Genomic DNA, 17,101 nt, shown 5'->3' with positions numbered 1-17,101 from the left:
CACCTATACACTAAAGCTATAAATGATATAGTGGTTATAGTTATCGCTTTTTTTATTATTAAATCGTATTAGTCACCCGCCAGGTGTGACGAAAAAACGATGTTCAGATGGCGTCTAAGTGGATGGTTTAACATGAAATTACAACAACTTCGCTATATTGTTGAGGTGGTCAATCATAACCTGAATGTCTCATCAACGGCTGAAGGACTTTACACATCACAACCTGGGATCAGTAAGCAAGTCAGAATGCTGGAAGATGAGTTGGGCATTCAAATTTTTTCCCGCAGCGGCAAGCATTTGACGCAGGTTACTCCAGCCGGGCAGGAAATAATTCGTATTGCTCGTGAAGTCCTGTCGAAAGTAGATGCCATTAAATCGGTTGCCGGAGAGCACACCTGGCCAGATAAAGGCTCATTATATATTGCCACTACTCACACTCAGGCACGCTATGCGTTACCAAACGTCATCAAAGGTTTTATTGAGCGTTATCCTCGCGTTTCTTTGCATATGCACCAGGGATCACCGACACAAATTGCCGATGCAGTCTCTAAAGGTAATGCCGATTTCGCTATTGCCACGGAAGCACTTCATTTGTATGAAGATTTGGTGATGCTGCCATGCTATCACTGGAACCGGGCTATTGTGGTGACCCCGGACCACCCACTGGCAGGCAAAAATGCAATCACCATTGAAGAACTGGCGCAGTATCCGTTGGTGACGTATACCTTCGGTTTTACCGGACGCTCTGAACTGGATACCGCTTTTAACCGCGCAGGGTTGACGCCGCGTATCGTCTTCACGGCAACGGATGCTGATGTCATTAAAACCTACGTCCGGTTGGGACTGGGGGTAGGGGTGATTGCCAGCATGGCGGTCGACCCGGTTGCTGACCCTGACCTGGTTCGTGTCGATGCACACGACATTTTCAGCCATAGCACAACCAAAATTGGTTTTCGTCGCAGTACGTTTTTACGCAGTTATATGTATGATTTCATTCAGCGTTTTGCCCCGCATTTAACGCGAGACGTCGTTGATGCCGCTGTGGCACTGCGTTCTAATGAAGAAATTGAGGTCATGTTTAAAGATATCAAGTTGCCTGAAAAATAATTACCTGCGTTATTTCCGGCACCTTTATGTTACCAGGGGGCCGGAATATATTCTCTGCTCCTTCTTATTCGTACGCACCCACAATATAATTACCCCTGAAATCTTTATGGTAAATCGATCATAAAGTAGTGCCTAATTACCCGCCTCGCAAACTTCAATCTTCAAATATCTATATCAGGTCAAAAGATTGAATTATTCACTGGATATGATTCGTAAATTAGCTGGATTTTTGGCTAAAGTTTCATTAGGATTTGTCTTATCGTTTGATTAATTTTACCAATTGGTTAACGTCTTACTGATAAGTGATGGCGATCATATGAGGTTAGCAATGCCTTCTGGAAATCAGGAACCCCGCCGGGACCCTGAATTAAAACGCAAAGCCTGGCGTGCAGTATTTATTGGTTCTGCACTCTTCTGGGTGGTTGTCGCACTACTGATATGGAAAGTGTGGGGATAACGATGGTTGTTCAGGAGCAGCATCAGGGATCGTCACCATTATGTCAGCATAGTGACAACGAAATGGAAACGAAACGAGAATGTTCCGTCGTTATTCCAGATAACTGGAAACTAACGTCGCAGCAGCAAGCCTTTATAGAGATGTTTGCTGAAGATGATCAGCAGAAACAATAATTATCATCATTCTTATTATCCGATATATTCGTGAATTAAACGCTTTTTAATACACCACTGCAATAAAAGGTTGAGTAATTTCAACATAAAGTAATAACAAATAAAGGGTGTAGCCTATGATCATCACAAATACGAAATACTGGTCCTGGATGGGCGCATTTTCTCTGTCGATACTCTTCTGGTCCGAACTCATCTGGATAGTTGCTCACTAATCTCTGACCTCGCTGCGGCGAGGTTTTTCTTTGTGTGCCGGGCATGTTCAGCAGCTCGGGGGTGAAAGTCCCCTGTCCAGCCTGATGGTGGCGAAGGACTAGCGAAGCGCAAGGGCGTCGTCGTGAGGCGGGGTCTGAAGGAAGCGTGAAGCAAATCCATGACCTGACGAACAGAAATCCGATACGAGGCCTACCCGGTTGGCGGAGCAAGCAAAGAATTGCGAAGGCCATAACCATCAAGAACCGGGGTGGTAAATCGGACAGGTGTGTGGTGAAGGCGGCTGAACTTACCCCGGGAGGCCTGTCCGTCGTTCTGTATCCAGAACTGAGCGTACCGTAAGGGGCGCTGACCGGCGGACAGGAGTCAGCAGAGGGCATAGTAGGGCATGACACCCGAAGGCCCGAACGGTAATGAGTGACGAGTATCAACGGAGGTTCTGAACGGTCATGCAGCAGAAAACGCATCGCGACCCTGAGGCCGGGGAACGGGGTGAAGCCCCGAACGCCGCCCTTCCGGGGGCTGAAACCGTGCAGGCACCGACGAACAGAGAAAGTCCGTCGTCAACAGTGTGGCTGATGGAAGCCATTTGTGAACCAGTCAATCTCAGGCAAGCCCTGAAAAGAGTTAAAGCCAACAAAGGTGCAGCGGGAGTCGATGGTATGCGCGTAAGCGAACTGCCGGACTACCTGAGGCACCACTGGCCAGAGCTGAAAGCGCAACTGCTGTCCGGCAGATACCGCCCATCTCCTGTGAGAAGAGTGTCCATACCGAAGCCCGGCGGCGGCGAACGTCTGCTGGGCATCCCGACGGTGGTGGATCGCTTCATCCAGCAGGCGATGATGCAGGTATTGCAGGCACAGTGGGATAGCTCGTTCAGCGACAACAGCTACGGGTTCCGTCCCGGTCGTTCGGCCCACCAGGCAGTGATACAAGCCCGGGAACATATCGGGGCCGGGTATCACTGGGTGGTCGACCTCGATCTGGAGAAGTTCTTCGACCGGGTAAATCACGATGTGCTGATGAGCCGGATAGAGAAACGAGTATCGGATAAACGGGTGTTGTCACTTATCCGCAGGTTCCTGAATGCAGGGGTGATGGACGCAGGTCTGGTAAGGCCGGTGACAGAAGGAACGCCGCAGGGCGGCCCACTGTCGCCGCTGCTATCGAACCTGCTGCTTGACGACCTCGACAAGGAACTGGAGAAACGTGGTCTGAAGTTCGTGCGGTACGCAGACGACTGTAATGTCTACGTGAAAAGCGAACGGGCAGGCAACCGGATCATGGCGGGGTTGACGCACTGGCTGAGCCATAAACTGAAGCTGAAGGTCAACGCGAAGAAGAGTGCTGTAGCACGCCCTGAAACGCGCAAGTTCCTTGGATACAGCTTCATAAGGGGGCGGAAGGTATGGTGCGTGGTATCGCCGGAGTCGATAAAACGGTTCAAAATGCGGATAAGAGCACTGACCGGACGCAACACAGGGAGAAGCCTTGAACAGCTAACTCAGCCGCTAAGACGATATCTGACGGGCTGGAAAAGTTACTACGGGCTGAACCAGAGGCCATCGCTGATGCGAGAGCTGAACGGATGGATAAGGCGCAGGCTGCGAAGCATACTCTGGAAACAGTGGAAAACGGGCCGCAACCGCTTCAGGGAGTTGCGCAGTCGAGGCGTAAGCAAGGACCTTGCGGCGCAAACAGCAGGAAGCTGCCATAAAGAGTGGCGGATAAGCTGTAGTCCGGCACTGAATATAGCACTCCCCAATAAGCTGTTCTCCAGACTGGGCCTGCCAGAAGTATAGGCAGGCGACGATCAACATAACCGAACCGCCGTATACGGCCCCGTACGTACGGTGGTGTGGGAGGAAGCTGATCGTGAGATCAGCTCCTATCCCGATTTATCCCTGTAAGGCCTCTCCTCTTTTATCAATTTGGGTTGTTATCAAATCGTTACGCAGTGTTTGTGTTATCTTTAATATTCACCCTGAGGAGAATCAGGGCATCGCAACCCTGTCATTAAGGAGGAGCTATGTCGTCAACCCTACGAGAAGCCACTAAGGACACGTTGCAGGCTAAAGATAAAACCTACCACTACTACAGTCTGCCGCTTGCTGCCAAATCACTGGGCGATATTACCCGTCTGCCTAAGTCACTCAAAGTTTTGCTCGAAAACCTGCTGCGCTGGCAGGATGGCAACTCTGTTACCGAAGAAGATATACATGCGCTGGCAGGATGGCTGAAAAATGCCCATGCTGACCGTGAAATCGCTTACCGTCCGGCAAGAGTGCTGATGCAAGACTTTACCGGCGTGCCTGCTGTCGTTGACCTTGCGGCGATGCGTGAAGCGGTAAAACGTCTCGGCGGCGATACCGCGAAGGTGAACCCGCTCTCACCCGTCGATCTGGTGATTGACCACTCGGTGACCGTCGATCGGTTTGGTGATGATGAGGCCTTCGAGGAAAACGTGCGCCTGGAAATGGAGCGCAACCACGAACGTTATGTATTCCTGAAATGGGGACAGCAGGCATTCAGTCGTTTTAGGGTGGTGCCGCCAGGCACTGGGATTTGCCATCAGGTTAACCTCGAGTATCTCGGTAAAGCGGTGTGGAGCGAATTGCAGGGCGGTGAGTGGATTGCTTACCCGGATACGCTTGTCGGCACCGACTCGCACACCACGATGATCAACGGTCTTGGCGTGTTGGGGTGGGGTGTTGGTGGGATCGAAGCGGAAGCAGCAATGTTAGGTCAGCCGGTTTCCATGCTTATCCCGGATGTTGTGGGCTTTAAACTTAGCGGAAAATTACGTGAAGGTATCACCGCCACAGACCTGGTTCTTACCGTCACTCAGATGCTGCGTAAACATGGCGTAGTGGGTAAATTCGTCGAATTTTACGGCGATGGACTGGATTCGCTGCCGCTGGCAGATCGCGCGACAATTGCCAACATGTCACCGGAGTACGGCGCGACCTGTGGCTTCTTCCCAATAGATTCGGTTACCCTCGATTACATGCGTTTAAGTGGACGCAGTGAAGAACAGGTCGAACTGGTCGAAAAATACGCCAAAGCGCAAGGAATGTGGCGTAACCCGGGCGATGAACCGATTTTTACCAGTACATTAGAACTGGATATGAATGACGTTGAAGCCAGTCTTGCCGGACCAAAACGGCCGCAGGATCGCGTTGCGCTGGCAGATGTACCAAAAGCTTTTGCCGCCAGTAACGAACTGGAAGTGAATGCCACGCATAAAGATCGCCAGCCCGTCGATTATGTTATGAACGGGCATCAGTATCAGTTGCCTGATGGCGCAGTGGTTATTGCCGCAATAACATCGTGTACCAACACGTCTAACCCCAGCGTGTTGATGGCTGCCGGGTTGCTGGCGAAAAAAGCCGTAACTCTGGGGCTGAAACGACAACCGTGGGTTAAAGCGTCGCTGGCTCCCGGCTCGAAAGTGGTTTCTGACTATCTGGCAAAAGCCAAACTGACACCGTATCTCGATGAACTTGGCTTTAATCTTGTAGGCTATGGCTGTACAACCTGTATCGGTAACTCTGGCCCATTACCCGATCCTATCGAAACGGCGATCAAAAAAGGTGATTTAACCGTTGGAGCGGTGCTGTCTGGTAACCGTAACTTTGAAGGGCGTATTCATCCACTGGTTAAAACCAACTGGCTGGCCTCGCCGCCGCTGGTTGTTGCTTATGCGCTGGCGGGCAATATGAACATCAACCTCGCTTCCGATCCACTTGGACATGATCGCAAAGGCGATCCGGTATATCTGAAAGATCTCTGGCCATCAGCACAAGAAATTGCTCGCGCGGTTGAGCAAGTCTCAACAGAAATGTTCCGTAAAGAATATGCGGAAGTTTTTGAAGGCACGGCGGAGTGGAAAGAGATTAACGTTGCGCGATCAGATACCTACGGATGGCAGGATGATTCGACCTATATTCGGTTATCGCCTTTCTTTGATGAGATGCAGGTAACACCAGCGCCAGTGGAAGACATTCACGGTGCGCGAATCCTGGCAATGTTGGGGGATTCGGTTACCACTGACCATATTTCTCCGGCAGGCAGTATTAAGCCCGACAGCCCGGCAGGGCGATATTTGCAGGGTCGTGGCGTTGAGCGTAAAGACTTTAACTCCTACGGTTCGCGGCGTGGTAACCATGAAGTGATGATGCGCGGCACGTTTGCCAATATTCGCATTCGTAACGAAATGGTGCCTGGCGTTGAAGGAGGGATGACGCGCCATTTGCCTGCCAGCGAGGTTGTCTCTATTTACGATGCAGCGATGCGCTATAAGCAGGAGAAAACACCGCTGGCGGTGATTGCCGGGAAAGAGTATGGATCTGGTTCCAGCCGTGACTGGGCAGCAAAAGGTCCGCGTCTGCTCGGTATTCGTGTGGTTATTGCCGAATCGTTTGAACGTATTCACCGTTCGAATCTAATTGGTATGGGTATTCTGCCGCTGGAGTTCCCTCCAGGCGTGACGCGTAAAACGTTAGGGCTGAGCGGGGAAGAAAAGATTGATATTACCGATCTACAAAGTCTACAACCGGGCGCGACGGTTCCGGTGACGCTAACGCGAGCGGAGGGGAGTCAGGAAGTTGTGCCGTGCCGTTGTCGTATCGACACCGCGACGGAATTAACCTATTACCAGAACGACGGTATTTTGCATTATGTCATTCGTAATATGTTGAAGTAACTGTGCTTTACTTGCCGGATGAGGGGCATCCGGCAAGCAGGCCGAATTTGCATTAAACGAGGATTATTTGTTCAGCAAATGGCCCATTTTTTCCGCTTTGGTATCGAGATAATGCTCGTTATTTGGGTTACGACCGACAATCAACGGCACGCGTTCAACAATGTTAATCCCTGCTTCGGTCAGAATTTCGACTTTTTTCGGGTTGTTGGTTAACAGACGGACTTCGTTGACACCAAGTAACTTGAACATATCGGCGCAAAGAGTGAAATCGCGTTCATCAGCGGCGAAGCCTAACTGGTGATTAGCCTCTACGGTATCGTAGCCTTGATCCTGCAACGCGTAAGCGCGAATTTTATTCAGCAGACCAATGTTACGTCCTTCCTGACGGTGATACAGCAAAATACCACGGCCTTCTTCGGCTATTTGTGTCAGTGCCGCTTCAAGCTGGAAGCCACAATCGCAGCGCAAGCTGAACAGGGCGTCACCGGTCAGACATTCGGAATGGACGCGCGCAAGTACCGGGGTATGCCCGGAAATGTCGCCATAGACTAGCGCGACATGATCGTGTCCGGTTGCCAGTTCTTCAAATCCCACCATCAGGAAATCGCCCCAGGGGGTTGGCAGTTTAGCTTCTGCCACACGTTTAAGCTGCATGAAATTCTCCAGATAATGCTGGTTCTGTATCGGCTTATTTTGCCATAACGCGAAGGTGTTCACCTAATCACGACGCGTCAATCGTTCACTGAATGGCACAAATCTGTCAATTTTTCCAGGTCAGAGCATTTTCAGTTATGATTGTGAGACTTATAAGGAAGGAGAGACCATGCGTTCGATTGCCAGACGTACCGCAGTTGGAGCAGCACTATTACTTATCATGCCGGTAGCGGTATGGATTTCTGGCTGGCGTTGGCAACCTGGAGATCAAAGTTGGCTGTTAAAAGCGGCCTTTTGGGTCACTGAAACCGTCACTCAGCCCTGGGGCGTCATTACGCATCTTATTTTATTCGGCTGGTTTCTCTGGTGTCTGCGTTTTCGCCTCAAAGCCGCAGTTATGTTATTTGCTATTCTGGCAGCGGCAATTCTTGTCGGACAGGGAGTTAAATCCTGGATCAAAGGTAAAGTTCAGGAGCCACGCCCTTTTGTTATCTGGCTGGAAAAAACACATCATATTCCGGTTGATGAGTTCTACACTTTAAAGCGAGCAGAGCGCGGTAATTTAGTGAAAGAACAGTTGGCTGAAGAAAAAAATATCCCGCAATATTTACGTTCTCATTGGCAGAAAGAGACGGGGTTTGCCTTTCCTTCCGGCCACACGATGTTTGCCGCCAGTTGGGCCTTGCTCGCCGTTGGGCTGTTGTGGCCACGTAGGCGAACTTTAACCATTGCGCTCTTGCTGGTCTGGGCAACGGGAGTAATGGGAAGCCGCTTGCTGCTGGGGATGCATTGGCCGCGCGATCTGGTGGTGGCTACGTTGATTTCGTGGGCGCTGGTGGCGGTGGCAACCTGGCTCGCGCAACGTATTTGTGGGCCATTAACACCACCGCCGGAAGAAAATCGTGAGATAGCGCAGCGAGAACAAGAAAGTTAAAACTGGTTGAATTTCCGAATTTAACCCTCAAATCATCAACAATGATTGTGGCTACCATTTCGCAGACGTCGTGAAAATGGTACTTTAAAGGGCTATTGCGGTAAGTTGACCATAATTTATTCGCTCTAACCACATAACGGGAAGTAATGTGAAATATTTACTCATTTTCTTACTGGTGTTAGCGATTTTTGTGATTTCTGTCACGTTAGGTGCGCAGAATGATCAGCAGGTAACGTTTAATTATCTGTTAGCGCAAGGGGAGTATCGTATCTCTACTTTGCTGGCGGTATTGTTTGCTGCGGGGTTTGCTATCGGTTGGTTGATTTGCGGCCTGTTCTGGCTGCGAATTCGTGTTTCTCTGGCACGCGCTGAACGTAAAATAAAGCGACTGGAAAACCAGCTTTCACCTGCGACTGGCGTGGCGGTAGCGCCTGATTCGTCAGTAGCGAAGGAATAACTTTCTATGCTGGAGTTGTTGTTTCTGCTCTTGCCTGTAGCCGCTGCCTATGGCTGGTATATGGGCCGCAGAAGTGCGCAACAAAACAAGCAAGATGAAGCCAACCGCCTGTCACGTGATTACGTAGCAGGGGTTAACTTCCTGCTTAGTAATCAACAGGACAAAGCGGTGGATCTGTTCCTCGATATGCTGAAAGAGGATACAGGCACCGTTGAAGCCCACCTTACGCTCGGAAACTTATTCCGTTCGCGTGGCGAAGTCGATCGCGCTATTCGTATTCATCAAACCTTAATGGAAAGTGCCTCGTTGACCTATGAGCAGCGTCTGCTGGCAATTCAGCAACTGGGGCGTGATTACATGGCGGCGGGTTTATACGATCGCGCGGAAGATATGTTTAATCAACTGACTGATGAAACCGACTTCCGAGTTGGCGCATTGCAACAACTGTTGCAAATCTATCAGTCCACTAGTGAATGGCAGAAAGCAATTGATGTTGCAGAACGCCTGGTGAAGCTTGGTAAAGATAAACAGCGAGTCGAAATCGCCCATTTCTACTGTGAATTAGCCCTTCAGCACATGGCCAGTGACGATCTCGATCGCGCTATGGCCTTGTTGAAAAAAGGGGCGGCAGCCGACAAAAACAGCGCCCGCGTGTCCATTATGATGGGACGTGTTTTCATGGCAAAAGGGGAGTACGCAAAAGCGGTCGAGAGCCTGCAACGCGTTATCTCCCAGGACAGAGAGCTGGTCAGCGAAACGCTGGAAATGCTGCAAACCTGCTATCAGCAACTGGATAAAACTGCCGAATGGGCAGAGTTTCTCCAGCGTGCGGTGGAGGAGAATACGGGGGCAGATGCTGAACTGATGCTTGCCGACATCATTGAAGCGCGCGATGGCAGCGAAGCCGCACAGGTCTATATTACGCGCCAGCTACAACGCCATCCGACGATGCGCGTGTTCCACAAGTTGATGGATTACCACCTTAACGAAGCGGAAGAAGGGCGCGCCAAAGAGAGCCTGATGGTGTTGCGTGACATGGTGGGCGAGAAGGTGCGTAGTAAGCCGCGTTACCGCTGCCAGAAGTGTGGTTTTACTGCATACACGCTTTACTGGCATTGTCCGTCCTGCCGTGCCTGGTCAACCATTAAACCGATTCGTGGCCTGGATGGACTGTAATTTATAAAAAAAACTATCTTTAGTTACAACATACTAATGGTTATTTTTACAAATAGCTTCGGTAACGCCTGAGCAGAAAAAGACTGGCAGGGGGAAAATCGTAACTGTTAATTTTTTATTTCCACGGGTAGAATGCACGCCGTTTACCTGTTTTGCGCCACTTCCGGTGCCCATCATCAAGAAGGTCTGGTCATGACGTTAACTGCTTCATCTCCTTCCCGCGCTGTTACTCATTCTCCTGTTGTTGTTGCCCTTGATTATAATAATCGTGACGCTGCGCTGGCGTTTGTCGACAAGATCGACCCACGCGATTGCCGTCTGAAAGTAGGCAAAGAGATGTTTACCCTGTTTGGGCCGCAGTTTGTTCGTGAACTGCAACAACGTGGTTTTGATATCTTCCTCGACCTGAAATTCCACGATATTCCCAATACCGCAGCGCACGCCGTGGCAGCGGCGGCTGACTTAGGCGTGTGGATGGTAAACGTTCATGCCTCTGGCGGCGCACGTATGATGACCGCAGCACGTGAGGCGTTGGTTCCGTTTGGCAAAGATGCGCCGCTATTAATCGCTGTGACTGTACTCACTAGTATGGAAGCCAGCGATCTGGCCGATCTTGGTGTGACACTGTCACCGGCAGATTATGCAGAACGTCTGGCGGCGCTGACGCAAAAATGCGGCCTTGACGGTGTTGTGTGTTCAGCCCAGGAAGCTGTGCGGTTTAAACAAGCATTTGGTCAGGATTTCAAACTGGTGACGCCGGGTATTCGCCCGCAGGGGAGCGACGCTGGCGATCAGCGCCGCATCATGACCCCGGAACAGGCGCTGGCGGCAGGCGTTGATTATATGGTGATTGGTCGCCCGGTAACGCAATCGGCGGCCCCGGCGCAAACGCTGAAAGCGATCAACACCTCGTTACAACGGAGTGCATGATGAGTGATTCTAACAGCCGTCTGGTCTACTCAACGGAAACTGGACGTATTGATGAACCCAAAGCGCCCCCTGTACGACCAAAAGGCGACGGAGTGGTGCGCATCCAACGGCAAACCAGTGGGCGTAAAGGTAAGGGCGTATGCCTGATTACCGGCGTCGATCTCGATGATGCCGAACTGATAAAGCTGGCGGCTGAACTGAAGAAAAAATGCGGCTGCGGCGGGGCAGTAAAAGATGGAATTATCGAAATCCAGGGGGATAAGCGTGATTTATTAAAATCACTGCTTGAAGCGAAAGGGATGAAGGTAAAACTCGCAGGCGGTTAACAAAAAAAGCCACGGAAATATTTTCGTGGCTTTCGTTTATTTCACTGTGTGTATTATTCAGTTATTTCGTACTGAACAGAGTCAAGCGTATTATAATAGCGAGTTGCTAATCGACATTTATTTACGATTATTTACCGACCTGGTGACCGATAATACCACCAACTGCTGCACCACCTAATGTACCCAGCGTGCTGCCATCAGTCAGTACTGCACCGCCTAAAGCCCCTGCACCTGCACCGATTGCGGTGTTTCGGTCCCGTTTAGACCAGTTAGAACAGGCACTTAGAGACATTGCCAGTGTAATTGCCAGAACAGCCGCGGTCATTTTTTTGCTCGTTACAAACATAATACTCTCTCCTGAATTTATGATTCACGGAAGTAAGCTCTCTATAACTATAATAGTTCAGAATAGGCCATGTAAAATTATTCCGTGAAATCCTCTCGCGCGCAGGGTTATATCACGCAGGTGATAGTGACTTCCTGTTATATCGCTGATAATAAGTTTATAACGTTAGGGTGTTAATAACAGGTAAATAGTCTTAATTATCAACCAGGAATCATCTTAGTGCGGATGATTTGCGTTAGAGCAAATCATCCGTAAGGAAGGAAAGTGATTATATGTCAACGACGTGAACGATTAATTTACTGTGTTCCAAAGACATCAGATCGCTGGCGCTAATCTTTGAATCGGTTATAACGCGTTTGATTCTCTCAACAGGGCCGATGGAGTAAGAATGTACGGCACCAAACTTTGAGCTGTCAGTCAGGACAATGGTTTCGCACTCTTTTTCCAGTACAGCATTGACCACATCGGTACGCATCATGTCGCGACCTGTAAACCCGGTTTCAGGTTGCCAGCCATCGATACCAATAAATGCCTTACTGAAATGCACCTGTTGGATACACTGACGTGTCAGAGGACCAACCATACTTTCGCTTTTTTTCTGGTACACACCGCCAAGTAAAATGACTTCACAAGGGGCGTCTTTCAATAAATGCGCTATATAGCTGCTGACCGTAATGATGGTGACATTTTTCTTTTGCTCACCCAATGTGCGGGCCAGAAGGGCATTACTGCTGCCATTCTCGATAAAGATGGTTTCTCCCGCTTGAACCAGTGAGGCGGCAAACTCAGCGAGTTCACGTTTCAGCGTATAATTATTCATCATACGGGTTTCGACATCATCGCTATCAAGCGAAACAGCAAAACCATGTGCACGGCGTAGATAGCTAAGTTTTTCGAGGGTGTTGAGATCCTGGCGGATAGTAACTTCGGAAACTCCAGTGGCTTTCGCCAGATCGGTTACGCTAACCTGACCCTGGTCAATGACCATCTGTAGAATAGTTTGTTGTCGGGAATTCATCGCTGTAATTCTTATAACGTTATAATACTCAATAAAAAATGCTGACGCGCCGGGCATCCTTAAATAGGGAAAACTGAAAGCACGATTGTTAAATCTCCCATGGTGCCTTCGGGATGTCTGGCGTAGATGCAGCAACCTGGCGCAAGAGTTCTGCTTTAAGTATCTCAAGATTATGGATCGCAGAGTGGTAATCGCCTGCCACAAGGATATCTAACACAATATCAATACGTTCGGCAACGCGCTGGGCATCAAATTCAGACATCAAGGGTATCCTTAAGGCAAAAAAGGTGAAAATAAATAATGCAAAAATTGCCGCTAAAAGAGAAGTGCTTAACGGCAAAGGTTAATTATCATTCACGAATACGATATGTAATGGAATTATATACCGTTAAATATATATATTCGTCTCTTTATGCGCGTTTCAGATAACGTTTATACCAGCGTTCAAACGCTACGGCGGGCATCGGTTTGGCAAACAAGAATCCTTGTCTCTCATTGATGCCGTTTTTGGTTAAAAAAGCATCTTCTTTTGCGCTTTCTACGCCTTCGGCAATAACCTGCAGGTTCAAGGCCTGAGCTACGGCGACAATTGCCCGTACCAGCGACTGTGAGACAGTTTGTTTGTGAATATCACGGACAAAAACCTGGTCGAGTTTAATGGCATCGATAGGAAATCGTGCCAGTTGAGAAAGGGAAGAGTAGCCAGTGCCGAAATCATCCAGGTGAACCTGTGCGCCTAATTGACTGAATTGCTGAATAACGGAAAGCGCCAGCTCGTCGTTTTCAATCAGGCAGCTTTCAGTCAGCTCGACATCAATAGGGCAATACTCAAATTTAAGTTCCTGGAGTACCTGTTTCAGGTCAGTGAAAATAGTTTGATCAGCGAGTTGGCGTGCTGAGACATTGACTGCCACCCGAAGATTGATGCCTTTATCTCGCCATTTTGCCACCTGGCGAACGACGTCAAGAATAACCCAACGACCCAGAGGCACAATCAGACCGGACTCTTCCGCATAGGAAATAAAGTCCAGTGGGGGAATTAGTCCGTGTTCGGGCGACTGCCAGCGCACCAGAGCTTCCAGACTGCGCACTTCACCGCGCCAGGTGATTTTCGGTTGATAGTGAATAACTAACTGATCGTTTTCCAGTGCTTTACGCAGGTTGGTATCCAACCACAGATATTCAAATACCCGTTGATTCATTTCCGGTGAAAAAACGCAAAATTGCCCTCGACCGCCTTCTTTGGCACTGTACATTGCCGTATCGGCGTGGCGAATAATTGCCGCACTGTCTGGGCCATGTTGCGGTGAAAGTGAAATACCGATCGAACAGCCAGTATAAACTTCGATTAAACCAATGCGAAAAGGCTGACGCAGGCGGGTCAAAATCCGCGATGCCATTGCTTCCAGGGCACTTTGTGAGGTGTTTGGTGCGAGTACCAGAAATTCATCGCCGCCAGAGCGCGCCAGTACCTGATCCGGCTCAAGACAGCTTAAAATGGCCAGTGAAACCTCGCGTAACAACTGGTCGCCAAACAAATGCCCGTAGGCATCGTTCACTTTTTTAAAATTGTCTAAATCGAGATAAACCACGCCGACTTTACTTTCATCCACCTGATTAATGGCGTGATCGATTAATTCCTGCATAGCGTTACGATTCGGCAGCCCTGTAATGCTGTCGGTGTTAGCCAGAATTCGCAAGCGCTCCTGGGCGTGGCGTTCTTCGGTGATATCGGTGCCGGAGCAGATTAAATAGATCTCATTTTTGCCGCTGCCGCTATGCACGAATTTGTTGCGAAACAGAAACAGCCGCTGGCCTTTACGCGTGGGTATCCAGATTTCTACCTCATATGCATTGCCGTTTCGAAAAAATCCACGGTTATTGCGCATGGATGCCGCAGCTTCACGACGACTCATAAACAGTTTAAACACACTTTGCCCGATGACATCGTGTTCTTTCAGCCCCGTGTACTCTTCACATAACCGGTTAAAACGCTGGATATTTCCCCGACTGTCCAGAATCACTATTGCAGAGTGGGCTTCAGAAACCACTTGTTCTGCAAAGGACAGTCCGTGTGATAAATCACGAGCTACCGCCGGTGTGTCATGCCATGCTGACGCGTTTCCACCCCATTCACGCTTATTGATTTTTCGTCCCACCAGATGAACAGAAAGATCACTCTCATCGACTGTCAGGCTCATCATCAGGCTGGAGGTGATAACCGTCATTTCCCGGATACGAGCAGCCTGTTCGGCAGATAACTGCAGAGTACGTTCAGGTTCCGTTGTTTCGGTGGCGGAAAAACGCAAAACATCACTGTTTTCCGACAACCGCCAGTATGGGTTGTGCGATCCGAGAAAGTTGTACAACGTTGTGGACTCCCTAATGGTTTTCATGATGCATACCCTCCGGTTAACAGCGGAGTCCCGCAGTTAAATGAACGGTTCATATGGCTTACATGAAATTAATGGCGGTTAAACGTATTGTTTTTTTATATATTTATTTGTAATCCAGTTTTGGGAAAACGCCAGTTTTCAAACGGATGTCATTAAAAAAAATCTGCTGAGATAAACGAATGTGGGGGAAGGGAAAGGCAAACGGCCCATCCGTAATGAATGGGCCGTAAAAAGAGATTACGCGACAGGGCGCGCAATAATGCTGCGGGTTTCCATGCGTACTTCGGCAATGGTGACGTCGATAACGTCGGTTACTTTGTAAACTGTTTCACCTTTAATTTGTACGGTGCCGTTTTCCTGACTGCAAACCAGCTCATCGCGCACGGCGTGTAAGAACGGTGCAGGGATAAAGGCGATAGCGCCGTTATCGACCAGACGCACACGCATACCGCCCCGGCTGATATCGACGATTTCTGCCGCAAAACGGGTGTCAGTGCCCGCTTTGTCTTTCAGGAAACGCGCGTACAACCAGTCCCCGACATCACGTTCTGCCATCCGGTTGAGACGACGACGCTCTGCCATTTGGGTGGTGATCTCATCCTGCGGACGCGTCGCCGTTTCGCCTTTGATGATCGCTTTCAGCAGACGATGGTTGATCATGTCGCCATACTTACGAATTGGTGAAGTCCAGGTGGCATACGCTTCCAGACCGAGGCCAAAGTGAGGACCCGGTTCGGTGCTGATTTCCGCAAAAGACTGAAAACGGCGAATGCGGCTGTCGAGGAAGCCAGTCGGTTGCGCATCCAGCTCACGACGCAGTTTGCAGAAACCGTCCAGTGTGAGCACTTCTTCGGCATCAACATGCAGGCCATGCGTTTTCAGCAATGCTGCCAGCGCCTCGGCATTTGCCGGATCAAAGCCCATATGCACGTTATAGATACCGAAACCGAGCTTATCGCGCAGCACGCGGGCCGCACAAATGTTAGCGGCGATCATCGCTTCTTCGACAATACGGTTAGCAATACGGCGTGGTTCAGCGACGATATCCAACACTTCACCTTTTTCACCGAGAATAAAACGGTAATCCGGGCGATCTTTAAACACCAACGCATGGTTATTACGCCATTCGCCGCGACGCTGGCAAATTTGCGCTAACAGGCGGATTTGTCCGGCAATCGCATCACTTTCTGGCTGCCAGTCGCCGGTGTTTTCCAGCCAGTCGGAAACCTGGTCATAAACCAGTTTGGCTTTGGATTCGATGGTAGCAGCAAAAAATTCGATGTTGTCTTCAATGATGCCATCAGCAGACAACGTCATCCGACATGCCAGTACCGGGCGCACTTCATTGGCACGCAGTGAGCAGAGATCGTCAGAAAGCTCGCGCGGCAGCATCGGGATGTTGAAGCCCGGCAGATAGTTGGTGAATGCGCGAATTTTCGCTGCTTTGTCCAGCTTGCTGCCTTCGGCAATCCACGCGGTTGGATCGGCAATTGCGACAATTAACTGCAGTTTGTCATCCGGTAACGCCTTCGCGAAGAGGGCATCATCCATATCTTCCGTGCTGGCACTGTCGATGGTGACAAAGTCCAGCGCGGTGAGATCTTCACGAACCAAACCCTCATCGAGCATTTCGGTGGCGACGCCATCTGGTGCTTCTTTTTCCAGGTTATGGCGCGCCAGGGTTACCCACCAGGGCACGAAGTGGTCATCACCAAAAGTGATGTATTGAGTCAGGTCGGCATAGAAAGAACGATCGCCTTTCAGCGGATGGCGGCGCATTTCGGCAACCGCCCAGTCGCCTTCTTTAAACTCATGATTCAGCCCGCGGGCAGCGCGGCAAGGAATAGCGTCTTTTAAGAGTGGATGATCAGGCACGATGGCCAGACGGTCATTCTTGCCCTGAACTTTACCCACGAAACGAGTCAGAAACGGTTCAACCAGTTCTTCTGGCTCTGCGGATTCACGATCTTTTTCACTGTGGATCACCGCGATAATTCGGTCGCCATGCATGACTTTTTTCATCTGCGGCGGCGGAATGAAATAACTTTTCTGTGCGTCGACTTCCAGGAAGCCAAAGCCTTTTTCAGTGGCTTTTACCACCCCTTCAGCGCGGGGCGTCTGGGAGTGCAGTTGCTGTTTAAGCTGCGCTAGCAGCGGGTTGTCCTGAAACATAATTGTCTATTTTGGTGGCCATTAGAGCGGCTGACAGTTT

General features: G+C 49.8%; 18 protein-coding genes and 1 pseudogene. 13 read left to right on the top strand and 6 right to left on the bottom strand.

Annotation, left to right across the window (positions count from 1 at the left end; genetic code table 11):
* The first annotated feature begins 132 nt into the window (after positions 1–132).
* The 6 genes from cysB (at position 133) to acnA (ending at position 6,652) form a co-directional block, all read left to right on the top strand.
* The gene (cysB, locus tag C1192_RS05705; RefSeq protein ID WP_000776256.1) at positions 133–1,107 is read left to right on the top strand and encodes an HTH-type transcriptional regulator CysB; all 975 of its coding nucleotides are present in this window, start codon (positions 133–135) and stop codon (positions 1,105–1,107) included.
* Between the two features lie 316 nt (positions 1,108–1,423).
* Complete coding sequence (locus C1192_RS05700) at positions 1,424–1,564, top strand: YmiA family putative membrane protein (RefSeq protein WP_077784537.1); 141 nt, start codon at positions 1,424–1,426, stop codon at positions 1,562–1,564.
* Between the two features lie 2 nt (positions 1,565–1,566).
* Positions 1,567–1,737: a YciX family protein gene (locus C1192_RS05695; RefSeq protein ID WP_052463018.1), complete on the top strand. Its 171-nt coding sequence runs from the start codon at positions 1,567–1,569 to the stop codon at positions 1,735–1,737.
* Positions 1,738–1,853: 116 nt separating this feature from the next.
* Entirely contained in the window at positions 1,854–1,949 is a 96-nt protein-coding gene (gene ymiC / locus C1192_RS25075) for a small membrane protein YmiC (protein WP_122983110.1), read from the top strand.
* A 447-nt stretch (positions 1,950–2,396) separates the two neighbouring features.
* Complete coding sequence (gene ltrA, locus C1192_RS05690) at positions 2,397–3,749, top strand: group II intron reverse transcriptase/maturase (RefSeq protein ID WP_103194782.1); 1,353 nt, start codon at positions 2,397–2,399, stop codon at positions 3,747–3,749.
* 227 nt (positions 3,750–3,976) lie between these two features.
* Complete coding sequence (gene acnA / locus C1192_RS05680) at positions 3,977–6,652, top strand: aconitate hydratase AcnA (RefSeq protein ID WP_038354526.1); 2,676 nt, start codon at positions 3,977–3,979, stop codon at positions 6,650–6,652.
* A 63-nt stretch (positions 6,653–6,715) separates the two neighbouring features.
* On the opposite strand, the gene ribA is transcribed toward acnA, so the two are convergent.
* On the bottom strand, positions 6,716–7,306 hold the full coding sequence (gene ribA / locus C1192_RS05675) for a GTP cyclohydrolase II (RefSeq protein WP_001176295.1): 591 nt from the start codon (positions 7,304–7,306) through the stop codon (positions 6,716–6,718).
* Between the two features lie 169 nt (positions 7,307–7,475).
* On the opposite strand from ribA, the gene pgpB reads away from it, so the two are divergent.
* From pgpB to yciH, 5 genes are all read left to right on the top strand, one after another.
* Positions 7,476–8,240, top strand: coding sequence for a phosphatidylglycerophosphatase B (pgpB, locus tag C1192_RS05670; RefSeq protein ID WP_016262051.1), 765 nt, complete (start codon positions 7,476–7,478; stop codon positions 8,238–8,240).
* A gap of 148 nt (positions 8,241–8,388) precedes the next feature.
* Complete coding sequence (gene lapA, locus C1192_RS05665; protein ID WP_000876278.1) at positions 8,389–8,697, top strand: lipopolysaccharide assembly protein LapA; 309 nt, start codon at positions 8,389–8,391, stop codon at positions 8,695–8,697.
* 6 nt (positions 8,698–8,703) lie between these two features.
* On the top strand, positions 8,704–9,873 hold the full coding sequence (gene lapB, locus C1192_RS05660) for a lipopolysaccharide assembly protein LapB (protein ID WP_000891363.1): 1,170 nt from the start codon (positions 8,704–8,706) through the stop codon (positions 9,871–9,873).
* 192 nt (positions 9,874–10,065) lie between these two features.
* A complete protein-coding gene (gene pyrF / locus C1192_RS05655; protein WP_000176253.1) occupies positions 10,066–10,803 on the top strand; it encodes an orotidine-5'-phosphate decarboxylase in 738 nt (245 codons plus the stop codon).
* Positions 10,803–11,129 (top strand): stress response translation initiation inhibitor YciH, encoded by a 327-nt coding sequence (gene yciH / locus C1192_RS05650; protein WP_038354525.1) that lies wholly within the window; start codon positions 10,803–10,805, stop codon positions 11,127–11,129. The genes pyrF and yciH overlap by 1 nt, the downstream gene beginning before the upstream one ends.
* Positions 11,130–11,256: 127 nt before the next feature.
* Here yciH and osmB read toward each other — a convergent pair whose 3' ends face one another.
* The 3 genes from osmB to C1192_RS05635 form a co-directional block, all read right to left on the bottom strand.
* Positions 11,257–11,475, bottom strand: coding sequence for an osmotically-inducible lipoprotein OsmB (gene osmB / locus C1192_RS05645; protein ID WP_000498252.1), 219 nt, complete (start codon positions 11,473–11,475; stop codon positions 11,257–11,259).
* A gap of 268 nt (positions 11,476–11,743) precedes the next feature.
* On the bottom strand, positions 11,744–12,493 hold the full coding sequence (gene yciT, locus C1192_RS05640; RefSeq protein ID WP_001088603.1) for a DNA-binding transcriptional regulator YciT: 750 nt from the start codon (positions 12,491–12,493) through the stop codon (positions 11,744–11,746).
* Between the two features lie 88 nt (positions 12,494–12,581).
* Positions 12,582–12,755, bottom strand: coding sequence for a YciZ family protein (locus C1192_RS05635; RefSeq protein ID WP_001288366.1), 174 nt, complete (start codon positions 12,753–12,755; stop codon positions 12,582–12,584).
* 38 nt (positions 12,756–12,793) lie between these two features.
* On the opposite strand from C1192_RS05635, the gene C1192_RS25470 reads away from it, so the two are divergent.
* Complete coding sequence (locus tag C1192_RS25470; RefSeq protein ID WP_214678595.1) at positions 12,794–12,922, top strand: hypothetical protein; 129 nt, start codon at positions 12,794–12,796, stop codon at positions 12,920–12,922.
* Here the strand turns inward: C1192_RS25470 and pdeR are convergent.
* Positions 12,904–14,889: a cyclic di-GMP phosphodiesterase gene (gene pdeR, locus C1192_RS05630; protein WP_038354524.1), complete on the bottom strand. Its 1,986-nt coding sequence runs from the start codon at positions 14,887–14,889 to the stop codon at positions 12,904–12,906. The genes C1192_RS25470 and pdeR overlap by 19 nt on opposite strands.
* Positions 14,890–14,942: 53 nt before the next feature.
* Here pdeR and C1192_RS05625 point away from each other — a divergent pair.
* Positions 14,943–15,064: pseudogene (locus C1192_RS05625) on the top strand (hypothetical protein).
* A 62-nt stretch (positions 15,065–15,126) separates the two neighbouring features.
* Here C1192_RS05625 and rnb read toward each other — a convergent pair.
* Positions 15,127–17,061 carry an exoribonuclease II gene (rnb, locus tag C1192_RS05620; protein WP_038354523.1) on the bottom strand — a complete coding sequence of 645 codons (1,935 nt, stop codon included), beginning with the start codon at positions 17,059–17,061 and terminating at the stop codon, positions 15,127–15,129.
* Between the last annotated feature and the right edge of the window lie 40 nt (positions 17,062–17,101).

The organism is Escherichia marmotae (genome assembly GCF_002900365.1).
In the GTDB taxonomy this organism is placed as follows: Bacteria; Pseudomonadota; Gammaproteobacteria; order Enterobacterales; family Enterobacteriaceae; genus Escherichia; species Escherichia marmotae.
Note: the sequence above shows the minus strand (reverse complement) of the source record. Positions and strands in the feature narration are given on the sequence as shown.

Bases quoted from the DNA above. Each gene is read 5' to 3' on its own strand.
- ltrA (WP_103194782.1), top strand. From the start codon at position 2,397: ATGCAGCAGAAAACGCATCGCGACCCTGAGGCCGGGGAACGGGGTGAA.
- C1192_RS05635 (WP_001288366.1), bottom strand. From the start codon at position 12,755: ATGTCTGAATTTGATGCCCAGCGCGTTGCCGAACGTATTGATATTGTG.
- acnA (WP_038354526.1), top strand. From the start codon at position 3,977: ATGTCGTCAACCCTACGAGAAGCCACTAAGGACACGTTGCAGGCTAAA.
- C1192_RS25470 (WP_214678595.1), top strand. From the start codon at position 12,794: ATGCAAAAATTGCCGCTAAAAGAGAAGTGCTTAACGGCAAAGGTTAAT.
- ymiC (WP_122983110.1), top strand. From the start codon at position 1,854: ATGATCATCACAAATACGAAATACTGGTCCTGGATGGGCGCATTTTCT.
- C1192_RS05700 (WP_077784537.1), top strand. From the start codon at position 1,424: ATGAGGTTAGCAATGCCTTCTGGAAATCAGGAACCCCGCCGGGACCCT.
- C1192_RS05695 (WP_052463018.1), top strand. From the start codon at position 1,567: ATGGTTGTTCAGGAGCAGCATCAGGGATCGTCACCATTATGTCAGCAT.
- cysB (WP_000776256.1), top strand. From the start codon at position 133: ATGAAATTACAACAACTTCGCTATATTGTTGAGGTGGTCAATCATAAC.
- pgpB (WP_016262051.1), top strand. From the start codon at position 7,476: ATGCGTTCGATTGCCAGACGTACCGCAGTTGGAGCAGCACTATTACTT.
- ribA (WP_001176295.1), bottom strand. From the start codon at position 7,306: ATGCAGCTTAAACGTGTGGCAGAAGCTAAACTGCCAACCCCCTGGGGC.
- yciH (WP_038354525.1), top strand. From the start codon at position 10,803: ATGAGTGATTCTAACAGCCGTCTGGTCTACTCAACGGAAACTGGACGT.
- rnb (WP_038354523.1), bottom strand. From the start codon at position 17,061: ATGTTTCAGGACAACCCGCTGCTAGCGCAGCTTAAACAGCAACTGCAC.
- lapB (WP_000891363.1), top strand. From the start codon at position 8,704: ATGCTGGAGTTGTTGTTTCTGCTCTTGCCTGTAGCCGCTGCCTATGGC.
- pdeR (WP_038354524.1), bottom strand. From the start codon at position 14,889: ATGAAAACCATTAGGGAGTCCACAACGTTGTACAACTTTCTCGGATCG.
- osmB (WP_000498252.1), bottom strand. From the start codon at position 11,475: ATGTTTGTAACGAGCAAAAAAATGACCGCGGCTGTTCTGGCAATTACA.
- pyrF (WP_000176253.1), top strand. From the start codon at position 10,066: ATGACGTTAACTGCTTCATCTCCTTCCCGCGCTGTTACTCATTCTCCT.
- yciT (WP_001088603.1), bottom strand. From the start codon at position 12,493: ATGAATTCCCGACAACAAACTATTCTACAGATGGTCATTGACCAGGGT.